The 26,987-nt window shown below is 56.1% G+C and carries 21 protein-coding genes; 7 read left to right on the forward strand and 14 right to left on the reverse strand.

Annotated elements, in window-relative coordinates; genetic code table 11:
- Nucleotides 1-283 precede the first annotated feature (283 nt).
- The 4 genes from RB_RS10780 (at nucleotide 284) to RB_RS10795 (ending at nucleotide 4,644) form a co-directional block, all read left to right on the forward strand.
- Nucleotides 284-1,363 (forward strand): DUF1559 domain-containing protein, encoded by a 1,080-nt coding sequence (locus tag RB_RS10780; RefSeq protein ID WP_164921857.1) that lies wholly within the window; start codon nucleotides 284-286, stop codon nucleotides 1,361-1,363.
- A gap of 79 nt (nucleotides 1,364-1,442) precedes the next feature.
- Nucleotides 1,443-2,363 carry a DUF4198 domain-containing protein gene (locus RB_RS10785; RefSeq protein ID WP_011120403.1) on the forward strand — a complete coding sequence of 307 codons (921 nt, stop codon included), beginning with the start codon at nucleotides 1,443-1,445 and terminating at the stop codon, nucleotides 2,361-2,363.
- Between the two features lie 257 nt (nucleotides 2,364-2,620).
- A complete protein-coding gene (locus RB_RS10790) occupies nucleotides 2,621-3,184 on the forward strand; it encodes a flavodoxin family protein (protein ID WP_164921858.1) in 564 nt (187 codons plus the stop codon).
- 89 nt (nucleotides 3,185-3,273) lie between these two features.
- On the forward strand, nucleotides 3,274-4,644 hold the full coding sequence (locus RB_RS10795; RefSeq protein ID WP_007333793.1) for a Gfo/Idh/MocA family oxidoreductase: 1,371 nt from the start codon (nucleotides 3,274-3,276) through the stop codon (nucleotides 4,642-4,644).
- A 20-nt stretch (nucleotides 4,645-4,664) separates the two neighbouring features.
- On the opposite strand, the gene RB_RS10800 is transcribed toward RB_RS10795, so the two are convergent.
- The 10 genes from RB_RS10800 to RB_RS10855 all read right to left on the reverse strand — a co-directional run bounded on the left by RB_RS10800 (nucleotide 4,665) and on the right by RB_RS10855 (nucleotide 15,843).
- Nucleotides 4,665-6,407, reverse strand: a complete 1,743-nt coding sequence (locus tag RB_RS10800) for a recombinase family protein (protein WP_011120407.1) — start codon at nucleotides 6,405-6,407, stop codon at nucleotides 4,665-4,667.
- 503 nt (nucleotides 6,408-6,910) lie between these two features.
- Entirely contained in the window at nucleotides 6,911-7,840 is a 930-nt protein-coding gene (locus tag RB_RS10810; RefSeq protein WP_011120409.1) for an ISAzo13 family transposase, read from the reverse strand.
- A 14-nt stretch (nucleotides 7,841-7,854) separates the two neighbouring features.
- Nucleotides 7,855-8,127, reverse strand: coding sequence for a helix-turn-helix domain-containing protein (locus RB_RS10815; protein ID WP_007333391.1), 273 nt, complete (start codon nucleotides 8,125-8,127; stop codon nucleotides 7,855-7,857).
- Nucleotides 8,128-8,452: 325 nt separating this feature from the next.
- Nucleotides 8,453-8,962: a tetratricopeptide repeat protein gene (locus RB_RS10820; protein WP_007333795.1), complete on the reverse strand. Its 510-nt coding sequence runs from the start codon at nucleotides 8,960-8,962 to the stop codon at nucleotides 8,453-8,455.
- 155 nt (nucleotides 8,963-9,117) lie between these two features.
- Nucleotides 9,118-9,597 carry a hypothetical protein gene (locus tag RB_RS10825; protein WP_011120413.1) on the reverse strand — a complete coding sequence of 160 codons (480 nt, stop codon included), beginning with the start codon at nucleotides 9,595-9,597 and terminating at the stop codon, nucleotides 9,118-9,120.
- A 115-nt stretch (nucleotides 9,598-9,712) separates the two neighbouring features.
- Nucleotides 9,713-11,185, reverse strand: a complete 1,473-nt coding sequence (locus RB_RS10830) for a sulfatase (protein WP_011120414.1) — start codon at nucleotides 11,183-11,185, stop codon at nucleotides 9,713-9,715.
- 166 nt (nucleotides 11,186-11,351) lie between these two features.
- On the reverse strand, nucleotides 11,352-12,689 hold the full coding sequence (locus tag RB_RS10840) for an outer membrane protein assembly factor BamB family protein (protein ID WP_164921859.1): 1,338 nt from the start codon (nucleotides 12,687-12,689) through the stop codon (nucleotides 11,352-11,354).
- A 19-nt stretch (nucleotides 12,690-12,708) separates the two neighbouring features.
- Complete coding sequence (locus tag RB_RS10845; protein ID WP_011120416.1) at nucleotides 12,709-14,385, reverse strand: sulfatase family protein; 1,677 nt, start codon at nucleotides 14,383-14,385, stop codon at nucleotides 12,709-12,711.
- 297 nt (nucleotides 14,386-14,682) lie between these two features.
- Nucleotides 14,683-15,345 carry a hypothetical protein gene (locus tag RB_RS10850; protein WP_007326532.1) on the reverse strand — a complete coding sequence of 221 codons (663 nt, stop codon included), beginning with the start codon at nucleotides 15,343-15,345 and terminating at the stop codon, nucleotides 14,683-14,685.
- A gap of 111 nt (nucleotides 15,346-15,456) precedes the next feature.
- Nucleotides 15,457-15,843 carry a hypothetical protein gene (locus tag RB_RS10855; RefSeq protein WP_164921860.1) on the reverse strand — a complete coding sequence of 129 codons (387 nt, stop codon included), beginning with the start codon at nucleotides 15,841-15,843 and terminating at the stop codon, nucleotides 15,457-15,459.
- Between the two features lie 508 nt (nucleotides 15,844-16,351).
- On the opposite strand from RB_RS10855, the gene RB_RS10860 reads away from it, so the two are divergent.
- From RB_RS10860 to RB_RS10875, 3 genes are all read left to right on the forward strand, one after another.
- Complete coding sequence (locus RB_RS10860) at nucleotides 16,352-17,197, forward strand: prephenate dehydrogenase (protein ID WP_231846395.1); 846 nt, start codon at nucleotides 16,352-16,354, stop codon at nucleotides 17,195-17,197.
- A gap of 69 nt (nucleotides 17,198-17,266) precedes the next feature.
- Nucleotides 17,267-20,296 (forward strand): phosphoribosylformylglycinamidine synthase subunit PurL, encoded by a 3,030-nt coding sequence (gene purL / locus RB_RS10865; protein WP_011120422.1) that lies wholly within the window; start codon nucleotides 17,267-17,269, stop codon nucleotides 20,294-20,296.
- A gap of 777 nt (nucleotides 20,297-21,073) precedes the next feature.
- On the forward strand, nucleotides 21,074-22,030 hold the full coding sequence (locus RB_RS10875) for a DUF1559 domain-containing protein (protein WP_231846396.1): 957 nt from the start codon (nucleotides 21,074-21,076) through the stop codon (nucleotides 22,028-22,030).
- Here the strand turns inward: RB_RS10875 and RB_RS10880 are convergent, their stop codons facing one another.
- From RB_RS10880 to RB_RS10895, 4 genes are all read right to left on the reverse strand, one after another.
- Nucleotides 22,031-23,206, reverse strand: a complete 1,176-nt coding sequence (locus tag RB_RS10880) for a hypothetical protein (protein ID WP_164921862.1) — start codon at nucleotides 23,204-23,206, stop codon at nucleotides 22,031-22,033.
- Nucleotides 23,207-23,394: 188 nt separating this feature from the next.
- Nucleotides 23,395-24,489, reverse strand: coding sequence for a type 2 periplasmic-binding domain-containing protein (locus RB_RS10885; protein WP_011120427.1), 1,095 nt, complete (start codon nucleotides 24,487-24,489; stop codon nucleotides 23,395-23,397).
- Between the two features lie 100 nt (nucleotides 24,490-24,589).
- A complete protein-coding gene (locus RB_RS10890; protein ID WP_164922815.1) occupies nucleotides 24,590-25,198 on the reverse strand; it encodes a 5-formyltetrahydrofolate cyclo-ligase in 609 nt (202 codons plus the stop codon).
- Nucleotides 25,199-25,222: 24 nt separating this feature from the next.
- Nucleotides 25,223-26,884, reverse strand: coding sequence for a rhamnulokinase (locus RB_RS10895; RefSeq protein ID WP_164921863.1), 1,662 nt, complete (start codon nucleotides 26,882-26,884; stop codon nucleotides 25,223-25,225).
- Nucleotides 26,885-26,987: the final 103 nt, after the last annotated feature.

Consider the following 26,987-nt stretch of genomic DNA (forward strand, 5'->3'; position numbering starts at 1 on the left):
TCACCGCTGCCGCGTTGGTGGTTGAAGGCTCGCTCCTCACACCAGTGTTGTCTTCGTCCCTGACGCGGGAGCGTCCTCGCATCGCCGAGGATGGTTGACCGGACGTCGGATTGCACCGATTCAAAAAGAACTTCGAACGCCGCTCGACATTCGAACGACCGAAGCTTGCAAACAGCTTGGTTTGTTCCCCGGGGACGGTGCGCGCACTCAGCAGGCTCGACCTGCATGCACACACCGATCTATCCAACAACGATTCACCCAAACACCAAACAATCCAACTCCCATGAAAATCTCTCGACACCATTCAACGCGACGCGGCTTCACCTTGGTGGAACTGCTGGTTGTGATCGCCATCATCGGCGTCCTGGTTGGACTGCTGCTTCCCGCGGTCCAGTCCGCACGCGAGGCCGCTCGTCGCATGCAGTGCAGCAACAACCTGAAACAGATCACGCTGGCGATGCACAACTACGAAAGTGCACACCGAAAGATCCCGGCGAACTACACCAACGGGACCAGCACCGCGGGCAATTTTTCGGTCTTCGCCCAAATGGCTCCGTTTTACGAGCAAGGGAACATGCTCGACATGATTCACTTTGACCAACCACTCCATGTCGGCTGCTGCCCAGGCCAGCTCGTGACTCCCCATGACACCGCTGCAAAAACAGCGATGCCGATGCTGACATGTCCCAGCGAAGATCATGATCGGACCTACTTTGTCACCACCCTTTCAGGAAGCGGCCCAACTCAGGCTTACTCCGCCACCAACTACGGCATGAACTTTGGCACCGGAGTTGGCACGTTGTACGACTCACGCACGACGACCGATGGCATCCTTTGGATCAACTCCAAGGTCGGCTTCGAAGCGATCACCGACGGACTGAGCAACACCGCAGCTTTCGCCGAACACTTGCTTGGCATGTCCGAACAAGATCCCGCCGAGCCAACCGAACCGCATCTGCGAAAGCGAGTGATGATGAACGTGACCTGTGCTTTCATCAGTCGCACGATGCCACCGTCCACGCCAGGGTTCGCCGGCTTCTTTCTGCCTGAAGATCCGAACGAGATGGAAGCCTACGTTCGCGGCAGCGGACTGCATCGCGGCTGGTCCGGTCATCGCGGTGCCGGATGGATCAACGGTCGAGAATACTGGACCGGCTACTCGCACTACCACCCACCGCAAAGCTTGATCCCCGACATGGGAAGTTGTGGCTGGGGAGTCTTCGGCACACGCAGCAATCATTCCGGCGGGGTTCACGTCGCTCGCTGTGACGGAAGCGTTGGCTTCGTCACCGAAAGCATCGACCTGGAAACATGGCGTGCCCACGGCACTCGCAACGGCCACGAAGTCATGGAGGCGTTCTGAGATGGATTGGCTAGGTTTCCCAAGAATCTAAAGCTGATCTCGTCCAATCGTTCGCCATCGAAAGATCAGAGCGCGCACTGTGCACAACTCTATCGCCCACCGCTTCGCAAACAATCCGCCCCACGGGCTTGGCCCTTGGAAGCAACAAATCACTCTCACTCTCAACTTTCACCACGTTCTCAACCAAATCATGAACATCAATTATCGATACCTGACTGTCGCTCTGGCTCTCCTTCTTCCTGCGTTGGCATCCGCCCACGACACGTGGATCCAAACCAACTCACCGATCGTTCGAACCAGTGAGGTCGTGCACGTCGACCTACGACTTGGGAACCACGGCAACCAACACCGCGACTTCAAATTGGCAGGTTTGTTGACGCTGGACTGGACGACGTTGGATCACGTCGAACCAGATGGAACGCGCGCCGATCTGAAGCCCCAACTCTACACGTCTGCGTCCGCTGAAAAGCAAGGTTACTGGACGACGCCCGTGACGCTGTCTCAATCCGGTGTCCATCAGTTCGTTCAAAAACTCGATCGGGTCATGAACCATGGCAAATCCATCCGAAGCATTCGAACCGCGAAAAGCTATGTGCTGGCCAGCGACTCGTTGGACGCTCCCAAGATCGACGGCCACGCTCACGAAACGCCTGCGGGCTTGCCATTCGAGATTGTTCTCAACACTTGCCCGTTCGGCGAGGTTTGTGCGGGTCATCCAATCACAGTCACGGTGCTGCATCACGGCAAACCGATCCAAGACGCCGTCGTCAGCTTCATCCCCGAGGGCGAAACGCTTCAGGGAGAGATGGATCCCAACTACGAATTTGTGACCGATGCGTCCGGAAGCGCCACGTTCATTCCCAAGAAGGCGACACGCTACTTGATCGCCGCCCACCACACCGCGATGGATGAGAAGACCGAGGAGTTCGAATTCACGAGTTATGCGACGACCATCGTGCTGCCTGTCCCCAACCGTCCGGCAACCCCACTGAATCGCTGAGCTAACTGAAGCGACTCAGCCAAAGACCACTTTGTCACTTGCAACCAACCCCAACGTCGATGCTTCCAATCGACGTTGGCATCAACCACAGGACTACTAGGCGAAATCATCTTGCGTTAAACTGCTTCAACGCGACACCAGCCGTCGCTGCGACCTTTTCTTGAATTACCCCCCTTAATCCTCGGATGATGCGTGGGTGGCTCAAATCCGCAGAAGTTGGTTGCTCCTGCTCGTTCGAACCTTGTCTGCAATCGCCAATGCCCAAAGTCCTGATTCTTTACCATTCGAACACTCAAAATACGCACCGGATGGCGGAACTGGTTGCGGAAGGCGCGGGGCAGCTTGAGGGAGCCGATGTCCGGTTGAGAAACATCGACGACGCTGACCACACGGACCTGGATTGGTGCGACGGCATCGCGCTCGGTTCGCCCACCAACTACGGCACCCTCAGTTGGCAAATGAAGCGTTGGTGGGACGAGCAGCCGATCGAAAACTGGGGCAAACGCGACGGTAAAATCGGCTGCGTTTTCACATCGGCCGGCGCCTGGGGCGGCGGCCAAGAATGGACTTGCATGGCCCTACTGTCCATCCTGATCAACTACGGGTTCTTGGTGTTCGGATTGACCGATTACACCGGAATCAAGTTTTCAGCCCACTATGGCGCGATCTCTGCCGGCGGTCCCGACGAAGAACGAGTCCAAGAGGCATGTCGCCGCCTGGGCCGACGATTGTCCGAATGGACCGCCAACATGATTGACGGTCAAAAAGAAGCCCACCCACTGAACCAGACCTACGAACGCTTCAAAGATTTGGGCAAATAGCGTTTTCAGTCCCAAACCTTCGACGATTCCAACTAACTTTTCCTTTTCACTTTCGACGTTCTTTGTCGCAATTCCCCACGAGGTTTCCAATGTCAGCCCGTCAAAAACTCAATCGGCGTCACTTCCTACAAACCACCGGCGCTGCCACCGCAGCCGGCTACTTTGCAGGAACCAGCAGCCTCGGAAACGCACAAGAGTCGCCCAACGAACGTCCAGTGTTCGCGACGATCGGTCTTCGCAACCAAGGCTGGACGATCACGAACAAATCATTCAAGTACGCTGACTTCGCCGCGATGGCAGACGTCGATGCAAACGTCTTGGGTGAAAACATTGCCAAGGCCAAAGAACAGCAAGGCACGGCACCAGAAGGCTACGCCGACTATCGCAAGCTGCTCGAGCGAAAAGATATCGACGCGGTCATGATCGCAGCCCCCGATCACTGGCACACAAAGATCTCCGTCGAAGCCATGTTGGCCGGCAAAGACGTCTACTGTGAAAAACCACTGACACTGACGATCGACGAAGGCAAGCTGATCGAAAAGGTCGTCAAGCAGACCGGACGCGTCTTCCAAGTCGGAACGATGCAGCGGACCGAGAACAATCAACGCTTCCTTCAAGCGATCGCGATGATTCGCGATGGACGAATTGGTGAGATCCGCAAAGTCACCTGTGGCATTGGTGGTGCGACCAATTCACCAGTGATTCCCGCCATCGATGTGCCCGAGGGCCTGGACTGGGATTTCTGGCTTGGCCCAGCACCCAAAGTCCCCTACCGCGCTCTCCCAGAAATGCGAAAAGGATACGGCGGCGGCGTGCCGCTTTACACCAATTGCCACTACGCTTGGCGAAACTGGTACGAGTACTCCGGTGGCCAGATGAACGACTGGGGTGCTCACCACGTCGACATCGCCACTTGGGCGTTGGGTGCCGATCAATCGGGGCCGAGCAAGATCACTCCGGTCAGTTTCTCACTGCCAGTCGATTACAAAGACGGCCATCCAACCGTCAGCGATCAATACAACTCGCCAACCAAATTTGAGATCCACGCCAACATGCCTGGCGATATCCCATTGGTCATCACCAGCGAAGGTGACAACGGGATCATGTTCGAAGGCACCAAGGGCCGCTTCTTCGTCAACCGCGGCAAGATCGTTGGCAAACCAGTCGAAGACTTGGAATCCAACCCGCTGCCCGAAGACGCCATTGAAAACGTCTACGGCGGCCCCGTCGCGGCCAACCACACGGACAACTTCGTCCAAGCCATGCGTTCACGCAAACAACCGATCTCAGACGTTTGGACTCACAACCGAATGCTCGAGACATGTCACTTGGCCAACATTGCCATTCGCCTCGGTCGCGAATTGAATTGGGACCCAACCAAGCGTGAAATTGTCGGCGACGACGAAGCCAATTCGTTCCTCTCGCGTGAAAGCCGCAAGGGATACGAAATCGATATGTAATCGATTGTCTGGTGCCCCGATCAGTCGGGCAACGAAACCAACCCAAATGCCGGACCGCCCTCAAGCGGCCCGGCATTTTTTTTGGCTTGTCGCGGCCATGCGTTTGCGCAAGTTTTCATCCCGGTAGGGATTTCAGCACACGCCAGACAATGTTGTAAAAAGCCCTGACTTGCAGGGCGTCGGTCAAAAGGGTTTTGGGGCACCTTGTACACTAGTCGGATTTCCTCGCGATGGATTTCAACGCGGCGAATGAGCAACTTGATGATGTCCCGCTTTAGCTCGATAGAGGCAGTGCTCAGTCCCGCTCCTACCTCAGCACTGAGTTGACTCAAGACGACTTCGGCCGTCGCCGCATCGTCCTGTTGGTTGAGCTCCCCACGAAGACTCGAAAGTGCGAGCACTTCACGATCATGTTCGCTCCGTAACGGAACGATGCGGTCCTCGAATTCTTGCTTTTCAAGCAAGCCGCTTTCGTAGGCATCAATCAGGCGATCTAGCCGACCTCGTACTTGGTCGACGCGCCGACTCAAGGCTTGGTAGTTCGCTTCGCCGCTGGAAGACTCTTGTTGTCGGCGATTCAGTTCGACGCGCAACCGGCCTGGGTCGTGAAGCAATTTGCAAACTTCCGACCAGATGTATTCTTCTAAGCGATCACCGTTGGTTGCTCGGTTGTCACAGATCGTTTGATCGCCTCGACGATAGCGATCCCCACCAATGCATCGATACGAAAAGTATTCACGCTTGCCACGCTGACGATGGCCGCAATAAGCCGAGCCACATTGTCCGCATACCGTTAGTCCGCTGAGCAGGTGCTTGACACCACTTTGACGTTCACGTTGTCGACGACGATTCTCTTGCATCGTTTTCTCAACTTGCTCAAACAATGAAAGGCTGACGATCGGCGGGACCGAGATCACAACCTGTTCTTCCAGCGGTGTGTTTTGAGTGACCTTGGCTTGCCGCGGAATCGGCGGATCACCTCGTTTCGCTCTTTTTCCCGGTTTTCGCGGGACCATTCGCTGTTTTCCGTAACGAGCCTGGCCATGATAAGCAGTGTTGGTCAGGATGTCGTGCACTGTCGTGGTGTTCCACTTTACGTTGCCCTTGGCTGTCTTGATACCTTGCTTTTGGAGTTCCCGGCAAACTCCCGCCAGTGAATAGCCTTGCTGGCCAACAAGCTTAAACATCCATGCGACATGCTTGCTTCGAACCGGATCGACTTGCCAATCGGCTTTGCCACCGGCGGATGTTTTTTTGATGTAGCGATAGCCGTAAGGCGCGCCGCCGAAGACGCTGAGGTTGCCACTTGCGGCGGCGTGCCGTCGACCACGCCGCGTTCGTTCAAGAATCTTCTCTCGTTCGTACTCCGCGATGACACCTTGCATTTGAATGAGCAGGTTTGTCTCGGGGTTATCGGCGATTCCCTGATGATCACCGAAAATGATCTTGCAGTCATGCTTCTCGAACTCTTCGAGCAGCAAGGCTTGATGGGCGTACTTGCGAGCTAAGCGATCAGGCGAGTGGACATAGATTCGGTCGATCAAAGAAGCCGCAACACGATCACGAAGTGTTTCTAACGCCGGTCGCAACAACTCTGAACCTGAGTACCCTTCGTCACAGAATCGGCAGTCCGGATCGATTCGCAAACCATCGGCAGCGACGCGTTGTTCGATGGCTTGGATTTGCGAGGTGATGGTGTTGGCGTCGGCTTGCTGTTGCGAACTGACGCGGGCGTAGAGGGCGACGCGAACAATTCCATTCATGATTGAGCCTCCTGCATTTGAACGGGTTGAACGTTGATGCTGACGCGGTGCTGTACACCATCGCTGTCGGGATGGCGTCTCGGCTGCGCGTTGGTGATTTGCTGATAGGCGTTTGCTAGCAAATCGTCGCTGTTTCGATCAGTTTCATGGACCACTGAAGTGGACCTGTGATCGACGTAAATGATCTCGTCCATGAGTGAAGACCACTCCGAAGTCTCGGAAATTGCGGCCCCTGGAGCAGTTCATCTCGATCGACTGCCACGAGTCCTCAGGGCGTCGCGGGAGAAGACAACGTGAAACAACCAATTGCCTTTTACAACATCGTCCGCTACGTCAGATGGTAGCCGTCGGTAAGCGATAGCGCCACCGATGGACACCCGTCCCACGCCGCCACTCTCCATCCCGCCGTGGCCAAAGGCCACGGCGGGATGGAGAGTTTTATGGGAGCTCGTGTTCCGGGGGTACGCTGCTAGGGACGTTCGATTTACAACTTGCGTATTCAACTACTGTGGGTTGAACGTGTAGTTGTAGTCGGGGAGATCTTTGTCGTATTCCACGTTCGGTGGTTTCGGCACTCTTTTCCCGCTCTTGCGAACAGGCTGGAATTCGGGGAGTTCTGCTGTGGTGACGTTCAACCCGGTCTGGGTGGATGTTGATTCAGCAGCCTCTGCTACGTCCGAGGCTGTTGAAAAAATTCGGCCTGAAAACGCTCGTTCGACGTGGCTAAACTCTCGCCGTTCAATCGGATTGTATTTCGAGCAATGAACCGGATAGTGGGCCACCTGAATCGGCAACCCGAGTTCATTGGACAGTTCCTGAAGATGGTGCTTGAGCGTGTTTGAACGGTAGCTGTTGCTGCCACCACAATCACACAAGAGGAGAATTCGCTTGGCCGAGGCGTGCTGGACCGAACCAACTTCTTCCCAGTACCTTTGAAACGATGCCACCGCGAATTCACCGGTGTCGCTACCTGTGGTCACTGTCACGTGCCCCGTGTTTTCTTGCACGTCGTAGATCCCATGCGGTGTGACTTCGCCATCACGGTAAGCTGGTAGATCATGGTCGAGAACTTCCGCTGCCTGATTGGCAATCACGTCGCCGCTACGGTGGACTTCACCCAGCGATTCCTTTCGTTTGCTATCAATGCTAAACACAGGATCTCCCGTGTTTTTGTAGTCCTCGATGGACTTCTCGATCTTTTCAAACTGCTCGTCACGGTCGCGACTTGGCGCCTTGGTTTTTGATTTCACCTGCTGGCGAGTCTTGAACCCCATCTCGCCGAGCAAACGAGAAACCACTTCGTTTGCAACCTTGATTCCTCGCTGGAACAATTCTCTGACAATCTCAGCGACCGACAGATGCGTCCACTTCAAGCCAGGCACGGTGGGACTACCGGCAGTATTGTCTTGGATCACTGCCCGCAACTCATTCATGAGTGACGGACAGCTCAGTTCTTTTTTGGGCGGCCACCTCCTTCGACTCGCTGGCGTCCTTCCAGGGGATCACCATCAGCAAGGCTCTCCAGCTCTTTGATGCCACTTGCGATCGTGTTCTCACAGCAGCCAAGTACTTTGGCGATGTAGCGGATGCCTCCGAAAGGAAGCTTCCTGGCTTCGATCGCTGCGTAGCGTCGACGATCCTTCTCGCCGAGAGTCCGAAAAAAGTTTCGCATCTGGGATTCGACCGCTTGGTCGAAGTGGTGTTCCATTGCAAGTGTCATGACACACTCCTTCAAAGTCAAAGATCCTTTCAGTCCATTCGATAACCCCATTGTAACGAGCAGGCGATTTCAGCCGAATGCAATGCTAGCAAAGCGGTTCCGCAAGTTGTAAATCGAACGTCCCACGCAGCAACCCCCGGCTACCATCCAAAATCCCTACCGGGATGAAGAAAGGCAGACGCGGGAAGAAAAATTGCATTCGCTATCAGAACGCCAATAGCAAACAATTCGAAGTCCAGCATTCGCCCCGGTAGTGTAATGAAACCGTGGCGAACGCCATACGGCTGACATCTGGGTGCCAGCTTCGAAGCACTCGTTGAACGCGTTATCGTCCTACTGGCAAGCCATGACTTTCGTTGAATGTGCGAGCGTCGTCGCTCAACGACACATCAAACTCCAGTTCACCGGGTTCGAAGGTGAGCGGCACATAGCTGTCTTTCGCGACAATGCGATTGATCTTCCAATCCAACCATCGCCACCACGATAGCGAGCGTTCCCAATCCCGAAGACAGGTTCGCAACTCAGTGGCACGTGGATGGTTTGGTTCACCGGACTGGTTGAGCGCATCCAACGCTCCACCCACCAACCCGTTTACCAACAACGCGGTGGCAAAATTCCGCCGGCAGGTACTGGAAACCTCGGACCGTTCCAACACTCCGTTGGACGACAAGACGAATTGCCGGAAAACCGACAAGGCTTCTTCCTTCCGCCCCAATCGCAGAAGGCAGACGCCCAACGTGTTTCGAATCGCGGGCGTTCTTCCCGCGGAATGCAGACGTCGGACAACACCTTCGTAATCGCGTTTAGCCAACAGCTTCACGACGGATTGCAGCACATCAGGCAACTCAGACGATCGACTCGGTGTGGATAGCTTCGTTTGGAAAGACGGACTCGTGGAAACAGAACGGTTTGCGCGCGCAGACATAGTTAGAACTCTCAATAAGATTCATTGCTTAAGAAAAACAGAAACCAGAACAACCCGAAGGCGTCTTAGATCTGCAATCTCACATGCAAATTCACCAGAGAATTGCCAGCGCCATTGCCGGCCCACGCACGCGATTGATGAACCCACGCGAATTGAACGCGAGAGGCTTGATCGCATCGATCGGCCGTCGCCGAGTCCAACGAAATGGATAGCTCTCGTGCGTCTTTCAACGTCTGGGCAACCGAAGCGGCACCCCGATCGGAATCCATCGCGATCGCACGTTCGGCAGCGACATTCTGAAGCGTCGAGACGACACTCGATGCAGCCACCTCCTTCACCATCGAAACAGGCGGGAATGCCGGTGGCAGCAACTGCAACCAAGCGACCAACCAAAGAGCGGTCATCAAGCACACCCGTCCAAACACGCTGGTCCGTTTCGGCAAGGAAGCCGTGAACGCAAAATCGTGCGAGTTGAACGAAAGAGCCATGAGTTTGAAGATCGCAACCGCAATTGCGACAGCCACCAAGAGAGATTCATTGAGCATTCGGAACGATCCGAACCCTATTCAATGATCATTTGATTATTGGATCCGACAAGAACCAGACAAGGGCATCTCGCAAAATTCGCGACACGCGAGGCTGGCTCATCTCAACACAAGCTCAACGTTTTGCCGCTTTGCGTTCCGCTTTCTGCATCGCCTTCGCTTCGCTGGCCGGGTCATGATTGGGATTGGGCTCAGTCGGCATCGAAGCCCCAATCCGCTCTCGCCAGGCCACCAACTTGCTGTGCAATGCTTGAGTTTTGATGGGATTGGCATCGGCCAAGTTGTTCGATTCACCCGGGTCGGTCACCAGATCATAGAGTTCCAAACCGCCGTCCTCGAAGTATTCGTGAAGCTTCCAACGACCGTCTCGAATGATTCCGCAGGGGCGACTTCGGTACAACAAGTCTCGTTGACCGTCGGTGACCGAGTAACTCTGCAAGTAGGCGGGGAAGTGCCAGTACAATTCGCGATCGGCCAGACTTCCTTCCTGCTTGAGCAATGGCATCAAACTCACACCATCGAGTGGCTGGTCCGCCGGAAGCTTAGCCCCAGTCATCTCGATGAAAGTCGGATATAAATCGGCAGCGATGACCGGAACGTCGCTCTTCGTCCCCGCATCCACGACGCCGGGCCAGGTCACAAAAAATGGCTCGCGAATTCCGCCTTCGTAGTAAGTGCCTTTGTATCCACGCAGTGGTTTCATGGAGGTCGCCGGACCGAAGCCGCCATTATCGCTGGTGAAGACGATCGCGGTGTTCTCCTCCAAGCCAAGTTCACGCAGCGTCTCGACCATTCGCCCCACTCCCTCATCGACGCTCTCGATCATGGCTGCCATCACCGCGTGATCATGCAATGTGCCGGGCTGCTTCGCCTTGTACTTGGCAACCAAATCTGGCTTGGCCTGCAACGGTGTGTGAACGGCAAAGTGGGACAGGTACAGAAACCAAGACCATTCCTGGTTGGCTTCGATGAACCCAATGGCTTCGTCCGTGAGACGATCAGTCAGGTACTCGTCGTCGCTGGTATCCTGCAGCCCTGGCACTTTCGGATGAGGTGGGAAGTAGCCTTTCGGTGGACTGCCACTGTGGGTCCCCGCGACGTTGATGTCAAATCCATACGGGAGCGGATCGTCACTCAGATGCCATTTGCCAATGATGCCAGTTCGATACCCGGCATCACGAACCTGATGAGCCCAAGTTTGGATGTCGGATGAAAGCGTTTCTGTGCCGGGGATGTGCTGCAACGTTCCGTGCTTCGGGTTCCCACGACGCTCGGTTCCGACGTTGTAGATTTCATGACGCGGCGAATACTGCCCCGACAGCAAACTGGCTCGCGCCGGCGCGCAGTTCGCCGCGCACGAGTAGGCATTCGAAAACACCATGCCTCGTTCAGCCAAAGCATCCAGGTTCGGTGTCTCATAGAAATCCGACCCCATGAAGGTTGCATCCCGCCAACCGTAGTCGTCCAAGTAAATGAACAAGACGTTGGGATGTTCCGTCGACGGGGTCTCGGCAGTTGAGGTGGAAACCAGAACGACCGCGAAAAGAAACGCGGGCAGGGCCCCAAGCAGGCGGGATGTCAAGTTCATAATTTTGATTTAAAGACAGAGTGCAAAGCGTGAATGGTCAGTCGATCAGTTCGGCATCGCGACAAATCGACTTAGCGGCGTGGCGCAAGCCGCCCGGTGCGTCACCGGAGGGCTCGCGCCCTTCCGCTATCTAGCATTGAGATATCGAAGGCATTCGAATCCTTGCCTAAGGACGCTGAGTGATTTTAACCAAGCGTTCTTTCCGTGAACCACCTTCACCGAATCCAATTCGCAGCAGCAACGAATCCGCCAAAACCGCAGGACTGGCGTAGCAATCCGATCCGAGACGATTCTTTGAAATCAATTGGTAGTCATCACCGCTGGCGGAGAAAACGTAGTGGTTGCCTGACAAATCCGACACATACACATTGCCACCCGCCAAAACTGGCGATCCACTGAAGTTGCTGCCCAAGCGTTCTTTCCACTGAACACGTCCGTCCTCGTTCGACCAGCACATCGCGACACCGTTGTCGGTGACACCGAACAGGCTGGTGCCATTGGTCACCATCGAAGGTTCATAAAGAGCCGTGCGGTCCGACCAAAGCTCTTCACCGGTCGCGGAGAAACAAGCGGTTTGTTTGTCAGGATACCCACCCGATGCAAAGATCCGATCGCCCGAAGTCACAATCGTGCCGCAAGTTGCTTCGGCGATCGCGGAAGATTCCCAGCGAGGCTCGCCGGTCGCTGGATCATAGCTGGCGACACGGTCACCGCCGCTGATCAGCAACTGATCCATCCCACCAACGCTCGCGATCATGGGACTGGAGTAACTGCTCGCATCGCCCCGAGACCGTCGCCAAGCGATCTCGCCAGTTTCCAAATCCAATGCCACCAGGTAGCCACCACCAAAGCTGTCCGCGGCAAGGATTACAAACGACTGATACAGAACCGGCGAAGGGGCGTAACCGAATTTCGACGCAAAAGCCCCCACGTCGGTTTGCCAGACCACTTCGCCGTTCAGATCAACCGCCGTGACGAAGATGCGTTCTTGATTGAGGAACGCTGTCACGATCAGTCTGCCATCGGAAGCGGGAGTTCCATTCGCATTGGTGGCTTTGTGGTGCACTTCTCTGGCCGACGGGAAGTTGCCTTCATGGATGACACGTCGCCACTTTTCCTGTCCCGAGCCCAAATCATACGAGACCAGCATCTGTTGCTGCTTCGCATCGTCAGCCGTTCCCAATACGACTTGATCGCCGATCACGATCGGACTGCTGTGACCGCGACCTGGAATGTCGGCTTGCCAAGCGATGTTGGTGGACTGGTCCCAAGTCGTCGGAGGCGTGGCATCACCGGCCCGTCCATCCATGTCAGGACCACGCCACTGCGGCCAAGCCAACTCAATCGCTGGTACTTCGCGAGCTTGCAAAGCCACGCCGCTCTCACCGATCGAAACCTCGTCGACCGGCGTGGACTTTCTGCAAGCAGAGAATCCGAGGAACGCGAAAGCCAGCCCGAAGGTCCAACACCAATGGCCGGACGGGCGTGAGGTCAATCGTTTCATCGAGAATTCTCCAACGAGTTCATTTCTTGTTCTTGGACGCAGCGGACTGCTTCTTTTTGTTTCCTGGTCCGACTGGTTCCACAAACATACCCTGTTCGAACATCACCGGTTCGCTCATTCGAGGATCGCCGGTCCGTTTCAGCTCGCCGATCAAACGATCGTTGAGTTGCTTTTCAGTTTTCGCGTGATCGGAATGCCCGGCGAGATTGTTCAAGCAATCGGGATCGGACTTCAGGTCATACATTTCGATTCGAGGACGACGTCCCACCATGTACTGAAACGCGTCGGGATACTTGTCGCGATTCAGCGTCACGAACGCCTTCGTGGGGCTCGCGTCCAGGTCGGCATACGCCGCGAAAGTGTTCTCGCGAAGGTCGTCCTCCGAAGGAAAATCACTGTCTCCGTCGGCCAATCCAGGGCCGTCCCCCATCGGAGTTCGTTCGGGTTCGAAGTTGATGATGTACAACCAATCATCGGACTGAATCGCACGCTGCGGGTAAGGCGTCGCACCTTCGCGAGCCGTTGCGACGTGTCGTTCTCGACCGGTGAAGACCGCGTCTCGCGAAGGATCGATTCGGCCCGATTCGTCGCTTGTCAAAAGCGGGGTGATCGGACGAGCGATCATGCTTGCGGGAGCTTCGACGCTGGCCACTTCCAAGAACGTGGTGGCCAATTCGGGCAACGAAACAAAGTCCGTCAGCACGCGATTGGAATGTTCAATCCCGCTCGGCCAACGAACCGCCAATGGGACGTGCGTTCCGAAATCGTACAAATTGCATTTGCCACGCGATACACCGGGAACCCCGTGATCGCCGCTGACGACCAGCAGCGTGTCATCGGCGATGCCGAGCCGCTGCAGTTCTTCGTCCAAAACAACCAGCGCGGCATCAAACGCCATCGCTTCACCCAGGTAGTCGGCAAAGTCTTCTCGGATCTCAGGGACGTCGGGCAGGTAAGCGGGCAACTTGCCTTTCAAGTCATCTGGGTTGATGCCCCATAGTTCATATCCGCTTTTGGCAATCCACTTTCGGTGAGTGTTGGTCGGACCGAACCAGTAACAGATCGGCGAATCGCCATCGAGTTTTCCGTCGTTGTCGGCGTCAAGGAAATTGCGAATGTTCTTCCGTACCTCATCAAACAGCTTCGCCTTGGCCGCATCGCGATCATCGGACTTCATCACGAACTGCGAAAAATTGTTGAACTTCGACCCGGCTTTGTTGGATGCCGTTCGCGAACCACCGTACGGCGCGTTGCCGGGTCGCCCGGGGCTCCAGACTTTGTAGGTGTGCCCGATTCGGTATCCGGACTCTTCCAACAACAACGGGTAAGCCGGCAACGAAAAATCCCAGACCGCCCCGAGCAAAATCGATGCCTTGTCACATCGCCAAAATGGCTGGCCAGCCATCAACGAGCTTCGACACGGCGTGCACGATGGTGCACTGACAAACGCGTTGGTGAACAACACCCCGTCGCGTGCGATCGAGTCGAACTTGGGGGTCGAGATCACTTCGCTTGCGGTGCCTGGAAAATGCTTTGCATAGGCACTCGCGTAACAGCCCCAATCGTCAGCGAACGCCATCACGATGTGTGGCCGTGACTTCTTTTGTTCAGATGGCTTGGCATCAGCCAGTGCTGGCGAGGGAACGAACAGCAACAATACGACAGGTAGCAAACGGGAACATTGCCGATGGAACATGGCATTCTCCGACGGAAGAGATTCAGGTGGGATGATGGGGAGGGATCGAAACGGATGGCAAACAAGTTACCCGCTCGTCTCGGAGATTTATCCTAGCCAACATCCAACGCGATCGCTGAACTTCACACGACTTTGAGCGTCATTCGGCGAAAAAAGCGTCACCATCGATGAGCACTACCACCAGAGAGTTGAGCACTGGCTCAGAGAGTTCTGTCGGAAGCGTTCATTCGAAGGCGTCAACGACGGCTTGCCCGTCACCGTTTTACTTCGGTGCCTCAATCGCATCCCGATCGAGACTCACCCGCCATCACGATCTCGTCGCTCCATCACTCGGCGTTCCGCTTGACGGCGATGAGACTCAACCATCTGCTTGAGAAGTTGCTCGACCGATTTCACATCCGGAATTCCAAGAAACCCAATCTCCTCGGAGTGGCTGGTCCCTTCCGAATCGGTCCATCGTTTCGCGTTGAAGATCACGTCGCCCGATCCGTCGGCAGATTGCTTTCGGTAGACTGTCCGCAGCTCGCGGGGATGAAAACTTCGGATCGTCATTCGAAACCCACCGACAAACGTGATCGCTCGTTGGTCGGTCAACAAATAAACGGTCTTGAAAGCGTTGCGATAGGCCCAGACTGGGGTCGACAACATCGCAAAGCCAATCAAGACAAATGGAACGCCGAACAAGGCAAAGAAGTCGACTCCGCGGTCGAACTTCGGCACTTGGAATCCCAAAGCACTGGCAACCCAAAACAAAGAAAACGCCGTCCACACGACAGCGAACGCAAACGTGGCCGTTGAACCAGCGGTGAAGAATCGCGGCTTGGGTGTCTCAGCCCACAGAATGGTCTCATCAGGAAGAAGCTCTTCACGAACCAATTCCGCCAACCAAGGTGACACCGTATCGGGGATCATCGCCTTGGAACGACGCTCGTTGCGATTCAAAGGAAGCTGTGCACCCATCGAAACAACGAAGCCTCTTGATGCGAGTTAGTTCAACAGCCATTTGACACGCGTCAGAATTTAACACGATTCCAGATCGTCCATCGCGTCTGGCAACGGTACCACCCGTTGTCAGCAGACGTAAAAGGAAAGTGATGTGATTGCTTGGTAGAAGACGTAGACGATCGACAGGAACGGCGCGGCCAGCGTGGCCAAAATTGCAGTCTTATCGGAAGACCATCCCCCCAACGCACATATCCCGATGCAAGCCGCACCGATGATCGCATTCGAAACGGGTGAAACGACGCAAGCTACGAAAAGAGCAACGTAGCCACTCTCCGCCGACGCACCTGACGTGAACATGATCGCCGCGGCAAATGAAAGTGCGAACGAACAGCCGACGCTGAAGATCAATGTGGAAATGCGAATCGCTGTTGGGATCTGTGGTCCAGTCTCCGACACGACAACCGCGTCTTCCGGTTCTTCGATTGGCGTGGTGAAGGGGTTGTAATCGGACACGAACTCAACATTTTGAAGAGGCAAGAATATTCACGACACAAACGACAAAGACACCGAAGCTAGCAGCTGATTGGCTCGCTGCTCGAGCGGGGTGAAGAATTGCTTTCGTAGCCCGATTGTAGATGACTCGCGGGGCGTCGGTGCTTTTCACTGTATTTCCAGTCTCGGGTAGCGAAACTCGTCGAGAGTTTCGTGCTCCAAACAGACTCGCCGAAAGTCGTGACGACTATCGCTACGAATGGCGAGCCGCCATGTGAGCGCGTCCGATCAGACCAGCTTCGATCGTGGCGTTTCCTTTAAAAACGCCAGTTTGCCACCGATGGGAACGGCGGTGGTTCTAAGGTATTCTTCTGCTCTCTCGTATTCAGCAGCATCTCCAGGCTCGGGTAGCGAAACTCGTCAAGAGTTTCGTTGCCCAAACAGACTCGCCGAAAGTCTTGACGACTTCCGTTACGAATGGCGAGCAATCCACAACAAAAGCCCTTTGGCCTCCTTCGAATCCAGCCCCATGCCCGAGCCCTCCTGTCGATCTGTCGCGATCATCGGGTTGGGATTGTTGGGGGGGAGTGTGGCGTTGTCGATTCGCAGACGTTGGCCGTCCGTCCGACTGACCGCCTGCGCCCGATCGCCTGAAACGCGGGCATTGGCTCTGGATCGCGCGATTGTGGACGAAGTTTTCGACCGCCCCGATGCCGCCGCGAACGGCTGTGATCTGGCCGTCATCGCCACGCCGGTGAACCGAATTGCCGCGTTGGCTCAAGAACTTGCGGAGCAATTCCCCGAGCTGACCCTGACCGACGTGGGCAGCACCAAAGGGGGTCTGGTTCGCGAATTAGCGGGGACGACAGCGGCGCAACAGTTCGTTCCGGCTCATCCGATCGCGGGCAGCGAAAAAAGCGGGGCGGAGCACGCGCGGGCGGACCTTTTTGACGACAAACCCATCGTGATCACGCCCAGTGGCGAAGAACTGCCGCAGCACATCACCGCCGCAACCGAATTTTGGCGAGGCACCGGCGGACGAATTGTCACGATGCCGGCCGAACAGCACGATGCCACCTTGGCATTGACGTCTCATTTGCCACACTTGCTGTCGTCACTCGCCGCACGCCAAATCACTCGCGAAATGCTCGCTTTGGTTGGCACCGGCTGGCTCGACACCACTCGTGTGGCGGCGGGGGATGCGGACCTTTGGACCGCCATCGTTTCCGAAAACCGCGACGCGATCCTGAGTGCGATCGAACAATCCCGATCGGACTTGGACACACTGCAAACCATCGTGGACCAGGGCAACGACATTGCCCTGCGAACCTGGCTCGACACCGCCAAACAAATTCGACAATCCGCTCGAACCTGACCGCGACCGCCCGCGGCCAAGGTTGCCTGATCTTCTCCCGTCTCCATCCTCATTCCCCGATCTCGCACCATGCCGCTTTGGCAAATCGACATTCATCCTGCTCCCGGTCAAATCGATCGACTCGGCGAACAAACGGCTCGTGAAATTCATGAACTTGGATTGGGCGACGACCTGCTGATCGCCGCTGCACGGGGATACTTGATCCAAGCCGACATCGACGAAGCTTCCGCCAACGAAATTGCGTCGACGTTGCTGGCCGATTCCATCACGGAATCGGTCGTTGTCGGGCACCCTGGCAACGACGCTTCGCTGGTCGAAGCCGACCTGTCCGAGGCCCCCGAATCGTTGATGGAATTGCTGGCCGAGCGTGGCATCGAATCCGAACCGCACTTGGTGCACGTGATGCCCAAACCCGGTGTGATGGATCCGGTCGCGGCCAGTACCCAAGGCGCACTCGCCGATCGCGGTGTCGAAGGCAGCACAGTCAAAACGTTCCGCAAATTTTGGATCGCGGGCACCGACGAAGCTCAACTGGAAACGATTTGCCGCCGTGCCCTGTCAAACGATTCCATCGAAGCGTTTGTGATCGGGCCGTTAACGATGGATCGATTGGATGTTGGTTCGGCGGGCGAATTTGAATTGGTGCACGTGCCGATTCGCGAACTCGATGACGCCGGATTGGAAAAACTTTCCAAGGAAGGCCAGCTGTATCTGACGCTGGTCGAGATGCAAACGATCCGCGATCACTTCGTCGAACTGGGACGTGACCCAACCGACATTGAACTGGAATCGGTCGCCCAAACCTGGTCGGAACACTGCAGCCACAAAACACTGGCTGGCCGGATTCACTACAAGGGTCCTGGTGCCGATGGCACACCCGGCGGCGACGAACGCCAATACAACAACATGCTCAAAGAAACGATCTTTGAAGCAACCCAAACCATTCGTCGCTCCCTGGGCGATGACGATTGGTGCGTCAGCGTGTTCAAAGACAACGCGGGCATCGTGACCTTCGACGAACAAGACCACGTGTGTTTCAAAGTCGAAACGCACAACCACCCGTCGGCGTTGGAACCCTACGGCGGAGCCAACACGGGAATCGGTGGCGTGATCCGGGACCCGATGGGCACCGGCATGGGAGCCAAACCCGTCTGCAATACCGACGTGTTCTGCTTCGCTCCACCGGACGTTTCACCTGAAGAACTGCCCCCGGGCGTGCTGCATCCCCGCCGCGTCATTCAGGGTGTCGTGTCCGGCGTGCGTGACTACGGCAACCGAATGGGAATCCCCACGGTCAACGGTGCGGTCTACTTTGACGAGCGTTATCTCGGCAACCCGCTGGTCTACTGCGGCAACGTCGGCATCATTCCGGTCGGCATGGAAGACAAGGAAGTCAAACCCAACGACTTGATCGTCGCGGTTGGCGGACGCACCGGACGAGACGGGATCCATGGGGCAACGTTCAGCAGTGCGGAACTGACCAGCGAATCTGAATCGCTGTCCGGCGGTGCCGTTCAAATCGGCAACGCAATCACCGAAAAAATGGTGCTCGACGTGCTGATGCAGGCTCGCGATCGCGGGCTGTACAACGCGGTCACGGACTGCGGTGCAGGCGGCTTCAGCAGTGCGGTTGGCGAAATGGGCGAAGAGCTCGGTGCCGAAGTTTGGCTGGACAAAGCCCCGCTGAAATACGATGGCCTGACTTACACCGAGATCTGGATTTCCGAAGCTCAAGAACGCATGGTCTTGGCCGTTCCCCAAGAACGCTGGGACGAACTGCGTGAACTGTGCGAAAGCGAAGGCGTCGAGGCAGCCGCCATCGGCCGCTTCGTTCCCACCGGTCGACTGCAATTGAACTTCCATGGCCAAACGGTCGGCGACGTCGCCATGTCGTTCTTGCACGACGGACGTCCGCCCGTGATTCGCGATGCGATCTACGAACCACCAAAAGCCAAACCATTATCAATCGGCGACCGCGATGCCGCAGCCAACTCGGAAACGCTGCTCAAGATCCTGGGCAGCTACAACGTCGCCAGCAAGCACTGGGTGATCCGCCAATACGATCACGAAGTCCAAGCGGGCAGCGTCGTCAAACCCTTGGTCGGCCCACAATGCGATGGCCCCGGCGACGCCGCCGTCGTGCGTCCCAAACTGAACAGCCGTCGCGGGTTGGTGATCAGTTGCGGCATGAACCCTCACTACGGCGACTTCGACACGTATCACATGGCCGCTTCGGCGATCGACGAAGCCATGCGGAACGCAGTCGCGGTCGGTGCTGATCCTTCCAAGATTGCCATCCTCGACAACTTCTGCTGGGGATACACCGATCGAGCCGAAACGCTCGGGTCGCTCGTCCGGGCCGCGATCGCTTGCCAAGACCTCGCGGTCACTTTGGGCACGCCGTTCGTCAGCGGCAAAGACAGCTTGAACAACGAGTTCAGCTACTTCGACGACAAGAACGAAAAGCAAACCATCGCGATCCCGCCCAGCCTGTTGATCAGTGCGATGGGCCAAATCGACGATGTCAGCAAATCAATCACGATGGACGCCAAGGAAGCCGGCAACGTGATCTTCCTGGTTGGCGAAACGCATCGTGAACTCGGCGGCTCGCACTACGGCTTGGTCGAAAACGAACCCGGCGGTGCGGTCCCTGAGGTCGACGCAAAGTTGGCGAAGAAAACGTTTGCGACCGTCCACCAAGCGATCCAGTCACGACTGGTCCGCTCGTGCCACGACCTGTGCGAAGGCGGCCTGGCCGTCGCTGCGGTCGAAATGGCATTGGCCGGCGGATTGGGCATGAACCTCGACCTCGCAACCGTTTCTCGCGAGCAACCCTCCAACGATGGCGTGCTCACCGCAGCAGCACTGTCAGCCACGGAAGTTCTATTCAGCGAATCAAACACTCGATTCCTGATCGAATGCGCTCCCGAATCAGCCGAAGCTCTGTCCAAGATTTTCGCGGACTCCGGGATCAGCCTGACTCGTTTGGGCGAGGTCACCGATTCGGGCCAATTCACAGTCCGCGACGGTGACGCCGTGGTGCTGGAAACTGACATTGCGACCGCAAAATCGGCCTGGCAAGCACCTTTGGATTGGTGACACCAGCCGCATTCAGGCTAAACTTTGCTAGAAGCTTGCTAAATTCGCATTGAACCGCAAGCTGGTTTATTCTGTAATTGCTACAGAATGCATCCGTTTGGCGAAAAATCGCCGACAAAAACGAACAACCTCAACCATTTGGCACCGCGTGGAACTCTGGGTCCGTCGAATCGCTTTGATCGCATACGTGGTCGGTGGCTGGCTTTTGCCGGCTGCTCACCATCATGTGGCGACGTGCGATTCCACCCATTCCCATGCTGGCATTCACGACGATTGCTCTCATACGCATTCGCCTGAAAATATCGCTGGTTGTTGCTCGCATTCGAGCTCCGCCGACGCGGTGCAGCATGCACCGCTACCGCCAGGTGGCTCGGAAGAATTGCTGGTCTGGGAAACGAGCCTGCCGTCCGCAGAGATCGTTTCGAATGACCAGCATTCTCATCAATGCGGTGACCTCTGTGCGTTGTGCAACGCTCGCACGATGGTTGAGAGCCCGATCTCGGTTTGCGTCCACCGCGAAATGGCTCGCTGCACGGCGAGTCACCGGATCGAATCGACGACCCTTGAAGACTCGGCAGATTGCTGGCGTCCGTACACACGCGGCCCACCTTCTTTGACCTGAAAACTGCCGTTTTGGCTTGCGGTGAAAACCAGTTTCACTGTAACGCAAACTCACTGTCTTCCATCGAGAGCCACTGCGTTCTCATTTTCAGGTCTCATTCCATGTCACACATTTCCTGCCCAGCGGCGCGTGTCCACGCGAATCCAAGCCACCGATTGACTTCTGGAACTTCCCTTCGCAAGGCTTTCACACTCGTTGAACTGTTGGTCGTGATCGCCATCATTGGCGTCCTCGTTGGCCTGTTGTTGCCAGCCGTCCAGGCCGCCCGCGAGGCCGCCCGCCGGATGTCGTGCCAAAACAACCTGCATCAAATGGGCATTGCCCTGCACAACTACCACGGCATCTTCAATCAGTTGCCCAGCGGTTGGTTGGCCGACGATATCGATCACCACGAACCCGGCTGGGGCTGGGCCGCCGCGATCACGCCGCAAATTGAAAGCGGAAACATCTACGACACCATTCAATTCGGAATGGCCATCGAAGAAGACGAGAACCAACAAGCACGTGAATCATCGATCCCAAGCTACATGTGCCCCAGCGATCCGCTAGAGACACTGTTCTTCATCGCCGAAGCTCACGGGGATGGTCATGGGCACGAACATGACCACTCAGCAGCGCTGGATGACGACGACGATGATCACGACGACGAACACGAGAGCGGGCACAACGTCGACGACGGCGACGAGTTCTTGTTCAAAATCGCCAAAAGCAACTACGCCGGTGTGTTCGGAACGTTTGACATCCACGACGACATGTATCACGGCGACGGTTTGTTCTACGGTAACAGCCGCCACCGTTTCCGCGACGTGCTGGATGGACTGAGCCAAACCGTGATGGTCGGCGAACGCAACAGTCGTTTGGGTGGCTCGATTTGGCAAGGGCTGATCCCCGAAGCCAATGCCGCCGCGTCTCGCATCGTTGGTGCAGCCGATCACACTCCGAACAGTGATGCCGGCCACTTTGAAGACTTCAGCAGCTACCACGCCGCCGGTGCACAATTCGTCCTGAGTGATGGATCGGTGCGAATGCTGTCGCAGTTCATTGACTTGAAGGTCTACCACGCCTTGGTGACCCGTGCCAATTACGAAGTCATCGAAGCCGACTCCTTCTGATCAGGCCGCCGACTTCCGGGCTGCTTGGCTTGGCGCTAGCCAGCCTCGCATGCCATCCAGATCCGCCGACCAGGCTTCACTGGTCCGGCGGTCACAGAACGTGTGGAACAACCCGTCGATTGTGTCGCTGAGCGTTCGCACCGCTTCGATGCGATCTTCGGGTCCGAAGTCGTCGTCGTCTTCGTCCAAGTGAATTCGAGCGCCACTGATTCCGAACGTCTCCGCTTGCAGAGTCAGGTCAAATTGCTGGCCTTCGCGAATCAACGTCATACCTGTTTTGCGAGGCAACTTGCCACTTTGGATCGCACGCATGGCCTCGGGCAATTTGACAGGGCACTCCGCGGAAATGGACTCTTTGCCGGACTCTCCGATGGGACATTCCAGCGAAAGCGTCTTGGCCAGCATCAGCGTGACTTCGGTTCCGTCGAACGTTTCAATCGTGTCGGTTTCCGTTTCCAGCATCCACCACAGCCACAGCAAAAACTCGTTGCCAAGGAAGTCTGGTGACTGGGAATGCTCGTTCGCCCAAGCGACACCGCTGAACCCTTCACCGGTGACGAAACTGGCGGGCATCACATCATCCATTTCGGCATAGCGATCGTTGTCGCGAGCCCAATCCTGCGCGACGACACCCGCACTGATGTGCCCGCATTCGATCCCGAACACACGTTCGAGCAGATCGACGCAGTGACCACAGCCGGTCCCTGCGGTCCCGCCGTAGTAAAGCAAATCGCGACTGCAGTCCCACAACAAAGCATGCTGTTGAAACTTGCGATATTTGCCCGTTGCGGCTTCATTTTCACAGCGTTGCTCGACCGCTTCCTTGGCTTCTTTGCGTTGCGACTTCGTCGGTTTCCCGCCTGGGTTTTCACGGCTCAATGCCGCGAGCTCCATCGACAACCAAGCCTTCTTGATCACCGACGGCACTTGGTTGGTGTCGACGCGAACACCAAAGTGCACAGCATCATCGATGATGTTTTTCGCCAGATCAAAATCTTGATCGAAAAGGTGATCGCCGCCCAGAAAACCCAAATGCACGTTTTCTTCGTTGGCGGTTTCCGTTCGCCCGGCCACGTTCTCTGCCATCCGCTCGATGTGTTCTTGCCCAAATGGGCCGTCTTCAAATTGATTGACGCGAAATCGTTCAAAAGAAAGGCTACCGGAGAGAAACGGCATGAATGAGAATCCCAATCAATCGATGAGCGGAAGAAACCAGCCACTCCGTGTCGGCTGTGTCGTTGGCTTATCGTCCAACCTCAGCCTAGAAATTGCCGCGCTATCGCCAGACCATCGCAACACCGCAACCTGCCCAGCCGGAATAACCGGCCGGCGACGACCACTCACGAGACCGGCTTTTCCGCCGACTACTTTTTCGCTGGCGTCGGAGCAACAAACCGAAAACGGTTCATCTTGTCACGCGGATCCTCTTCAACGAAGTCGCGGACCGCTGCCTCGACTTCTTCACGATGTTTGCGTGGCAACTCACTGATAATCGACTTCATCGATTTCTTCTTCAGCTCCATCCAGTCGTCATAGTAGTCCTTCCGAACCTCTTCGATCTTCTCGCTGAGTTTTGCTTGAGCCTTTTCATCCAAACCGAAGTCTTCCGCCAATCCATTGATCATCGCAAACTCGTCGCCGTGCTTGCGTCTCAATCGCTCAATTCTGATCTTCAATGACAGCTTCTCCGATTGCTCCGGCGTGAGGATGGTCTGTGAGCTCATCACCACTTCCTGCAAAACTTCATTTCGCCGCCCAATGTCAAGTCTCTCTTCGCCGTTCCGCAGCTCTTCGGAGGCACTTCGATATTTCCTTTGCACTTCGCTCAACTCCACCCGCTGCTCGGCGGTCAGCCCCAACTTGTCTGCAAGTTCCGTGTCAAAAGACAGACGCATCAGCTCCGTCTGGATCTGCCTGAGCTTGCTCATCTCCTGGAATTGCTCGGGGGAATAGCTTCGAGCGCGAGGTTGGGCAGCTAGCTCGGCCCGCTTCTTCGCAATGTGTTCGGTTAGCTTTGATTGCTGATCCTTGCTGAGTACTTCTTTGGCGTCACGAACCGCCGTGTCCATCAGCTCCTTCATTTCCTCACTTGAGATACGTTCGCCCGGCTTTGCCCGCAACCCTTTCATCGACGCATCGCGATACTTCTGCATCGCAACCAGAATCGTCTTCCGTTGCTCAGGTGACAAACCAATCTCATCGGAGAGCTTTGTGTCATTGACGATCGACTGAAGTTCAAAAAGTCCAAATGCCGTCGGCTTTGCATCCGCTTCTTCCCCCGATCCATTCGAAGCATCTTGAGAATGGACGTAGCCTGGACGCCCCAAAAGGCCAAAACAAACGAGAAAGAAACAACCTGAAGTAATCACCGATACAGAGCGTTTCATTGAAGTCAAACTTTCCTTGTGAGCAACAGAGGAATGAGCCGGCACCCCAATGATCCGGCAGAATGCATTCACGCCAAGAGTCTACCGCAGTCGCGAAGAACAATCTGAGGCCAACATGAAGACGGAGAAAAGATAACGCTCCAGTATACCCGCGTTCCTACTTCGCCACCGCCTACGAACGTCGTCCTATGCCGGGATACACATGGTCTTCAGTGACAACCATGTCCATGCGAATGTCATGGGCTTGAACGGGAACCGCACCGACCATCTGGCATTCAAATGCCAACCCAATCAAACGGGTATCCGATCGGACGTTACCAAGAAGTTTGTCGTAGTAACCCTTGCCGTGCCCAACACGACCTCCATGACGATCAAACGCAACGCCAGGGACCAAGACAACATCTAGATCGCTTGAGCGAACACGGTTAGGGACGAGGTCTCGCAATTCTTCACGGGGCTCGAGGATTTCGTACATGCCTTCGGCAAGCTCATCCATTGACTCCAGACGAAACAGCTCCAATTCGCCGTCCAAACAGAAAGGCACAACAATCCTTTTGCCGCTATCGATGGCCAATGGCAATGCGTGCCGAGTTCTCACTTCGGACCGAACGTCGATGTACCACATCACGCACTCAGCCTCTTGATAGACCGGCAACTGCGTGATGGCGTTTACAATGAGCTGGCTCAGACCGCCCTTGTCCGCTTGCTCTCGCCGTGCCGCTTGTGCCGCCGCACGAATGCCCTGCTTGCGCGCAACCAGCGATTCGTCATCTGAGGTCATTTTCACCAAACCTGATGTCGACGCTCACTCGAAGAAAGTCGCAAACTTTGCGGCGGGTTCATCCCAGCGGTCCGTCTGCTGAGGTTCATAGGTCTGGGTTGGGAAACTGTGGCGAACCAACTGACGAGCTTCGTCAATCGAATGCAACGAACCGCTTCCGATCATCTGCATCAAAATGTTTCCGATCGCGGTCGCTTCAACGGGGCCGGCGACGACTCGGCGTCCGCAAGCGTCAGCTGTCATCTGGCACAGCAATGCATTGAGCGAACCACCACCAACAATGTGAATCGTCTTGATGTGCGATTCGGTCAACGCCTCCAGATGTTGCAGACACATTCGGTACCGAAGCGCGAGACCTTCCAAGGCTCCCCGAAACAAAACCCCGTTGTCTGTCGGAACCCTTTGTCCCGTCCGACCAGCCAACCCGCAAATGGCATCGATCATGTTGTCCGGTGCAACAAGAGCGGGATCGTCCGGATTGACCAACAACGCAAACGGCTCGGCACCAGCGGCGGCCTGAGTCATCTCCGCCCAACTCGGCGCATTGCCCTGACGATCAAGAGCCGCGCGGATTTGCTGGTAAATCCAGAGTCCGCCAATGTTCTGCAACAGTCGGGTGCTTCCTCGGACTCCGCCTTCGTTGGTGAAGTTCAATTCGGAACACAGCGGCGACACGTTTGGCTGTGGGATCTCAACGCCCATCAACGACCAAGTCCCCGAACTGATGTAGCACCAATCAGGCGACGCCGGAGCAAAACCTTCAGCAGGAACGGCCAACACCGCCGACGCCGTGTCGTGAGTTGCTGGCAAAATCACCGGAACGTCGTGCAGCCCGGTGTCCGTCGCCACGCTGGGCTGAACGTTACCGATCGTCGTCCCCGCAGGCGAAGGCTCAGCGAACCAACTGGGAGGCAGTCCGAATCCATCGAGCAACTTAGTCGACCAACTTTGCGTGGCCGGATTGAGCAACTGAGTGGTCGATGCGTTACTGGCTTCAACCGACCGTTCCCCTGACAGCAACCAGTGGAACAGGTCCCCCATCATCAGAAATGACTCGGCGGTTTCGAAAACAGAATCTCCGTTCTGCTTCGCGGCGATCAACTGGCAAAGCGAGTTGATGTCCATGAACTGCATGCCGGTTTCTTGAAAGATCGTGTCCTTAGGAACAATCTCACAAATCTTTTCGGCCATGCCGCGGTGCCGAGCGTCGCGGTAATGCCAAACCGGTCCGGCAATTTGATCGTGACGATCGACAAAGCCAAAGCTGACCCCCCAAGTATCCACGCCAACCGACGCAATGTTGGCCCCCGACCAACTGGACTGGGCCCTCAGCGAGGCGTCTCGCAAACCATCCTGGATGTCCTGCCACAATTGCAGGTGGTTCCAGAGCATCGCATCCTGAACCTTCAGGGGACGGTTCACAAACCGCCCAGTCTCCACCAGCTCCAATCGCCCGTCATTCACTCCGCCGGCAATCACGCGACCGCTGGACGCCCCGAGATCGACCGCCAAATGAACAGGACCGGAGAACTGAACTTCACTGGAGGATGGCTCAGCGGCTGACATGTTGGCTCCTTGGGAAAGCTTGAACGGGCAAAGATTGGACGGCGGTGAAAAGAACGTGGGGCCGCATGCGAAATCGAAAAACGCGGCGAAAAAACGCCTGCATTCCGCAACGATCGCCATTTGACCTGAATTTCGCCGGCTCAAAGGCGCTGCATCAGGCCAAGTGGAGCCGAAACACCGGAAACACCTAAGAACACCGGAAACAATTAGCTCACGCGACGAT

The sequence above is a fragment of the Rhodopirellula baltica SH 1 genome (assembly GCF_000196115.1).
Taxonomy (GTDB): domain Bacteria; phylum Planctomycetota; class Planctomycetia; order Pirellulales; family Pirellulaceae; genus Rhodopirellula; species Rhodopirellula baltica.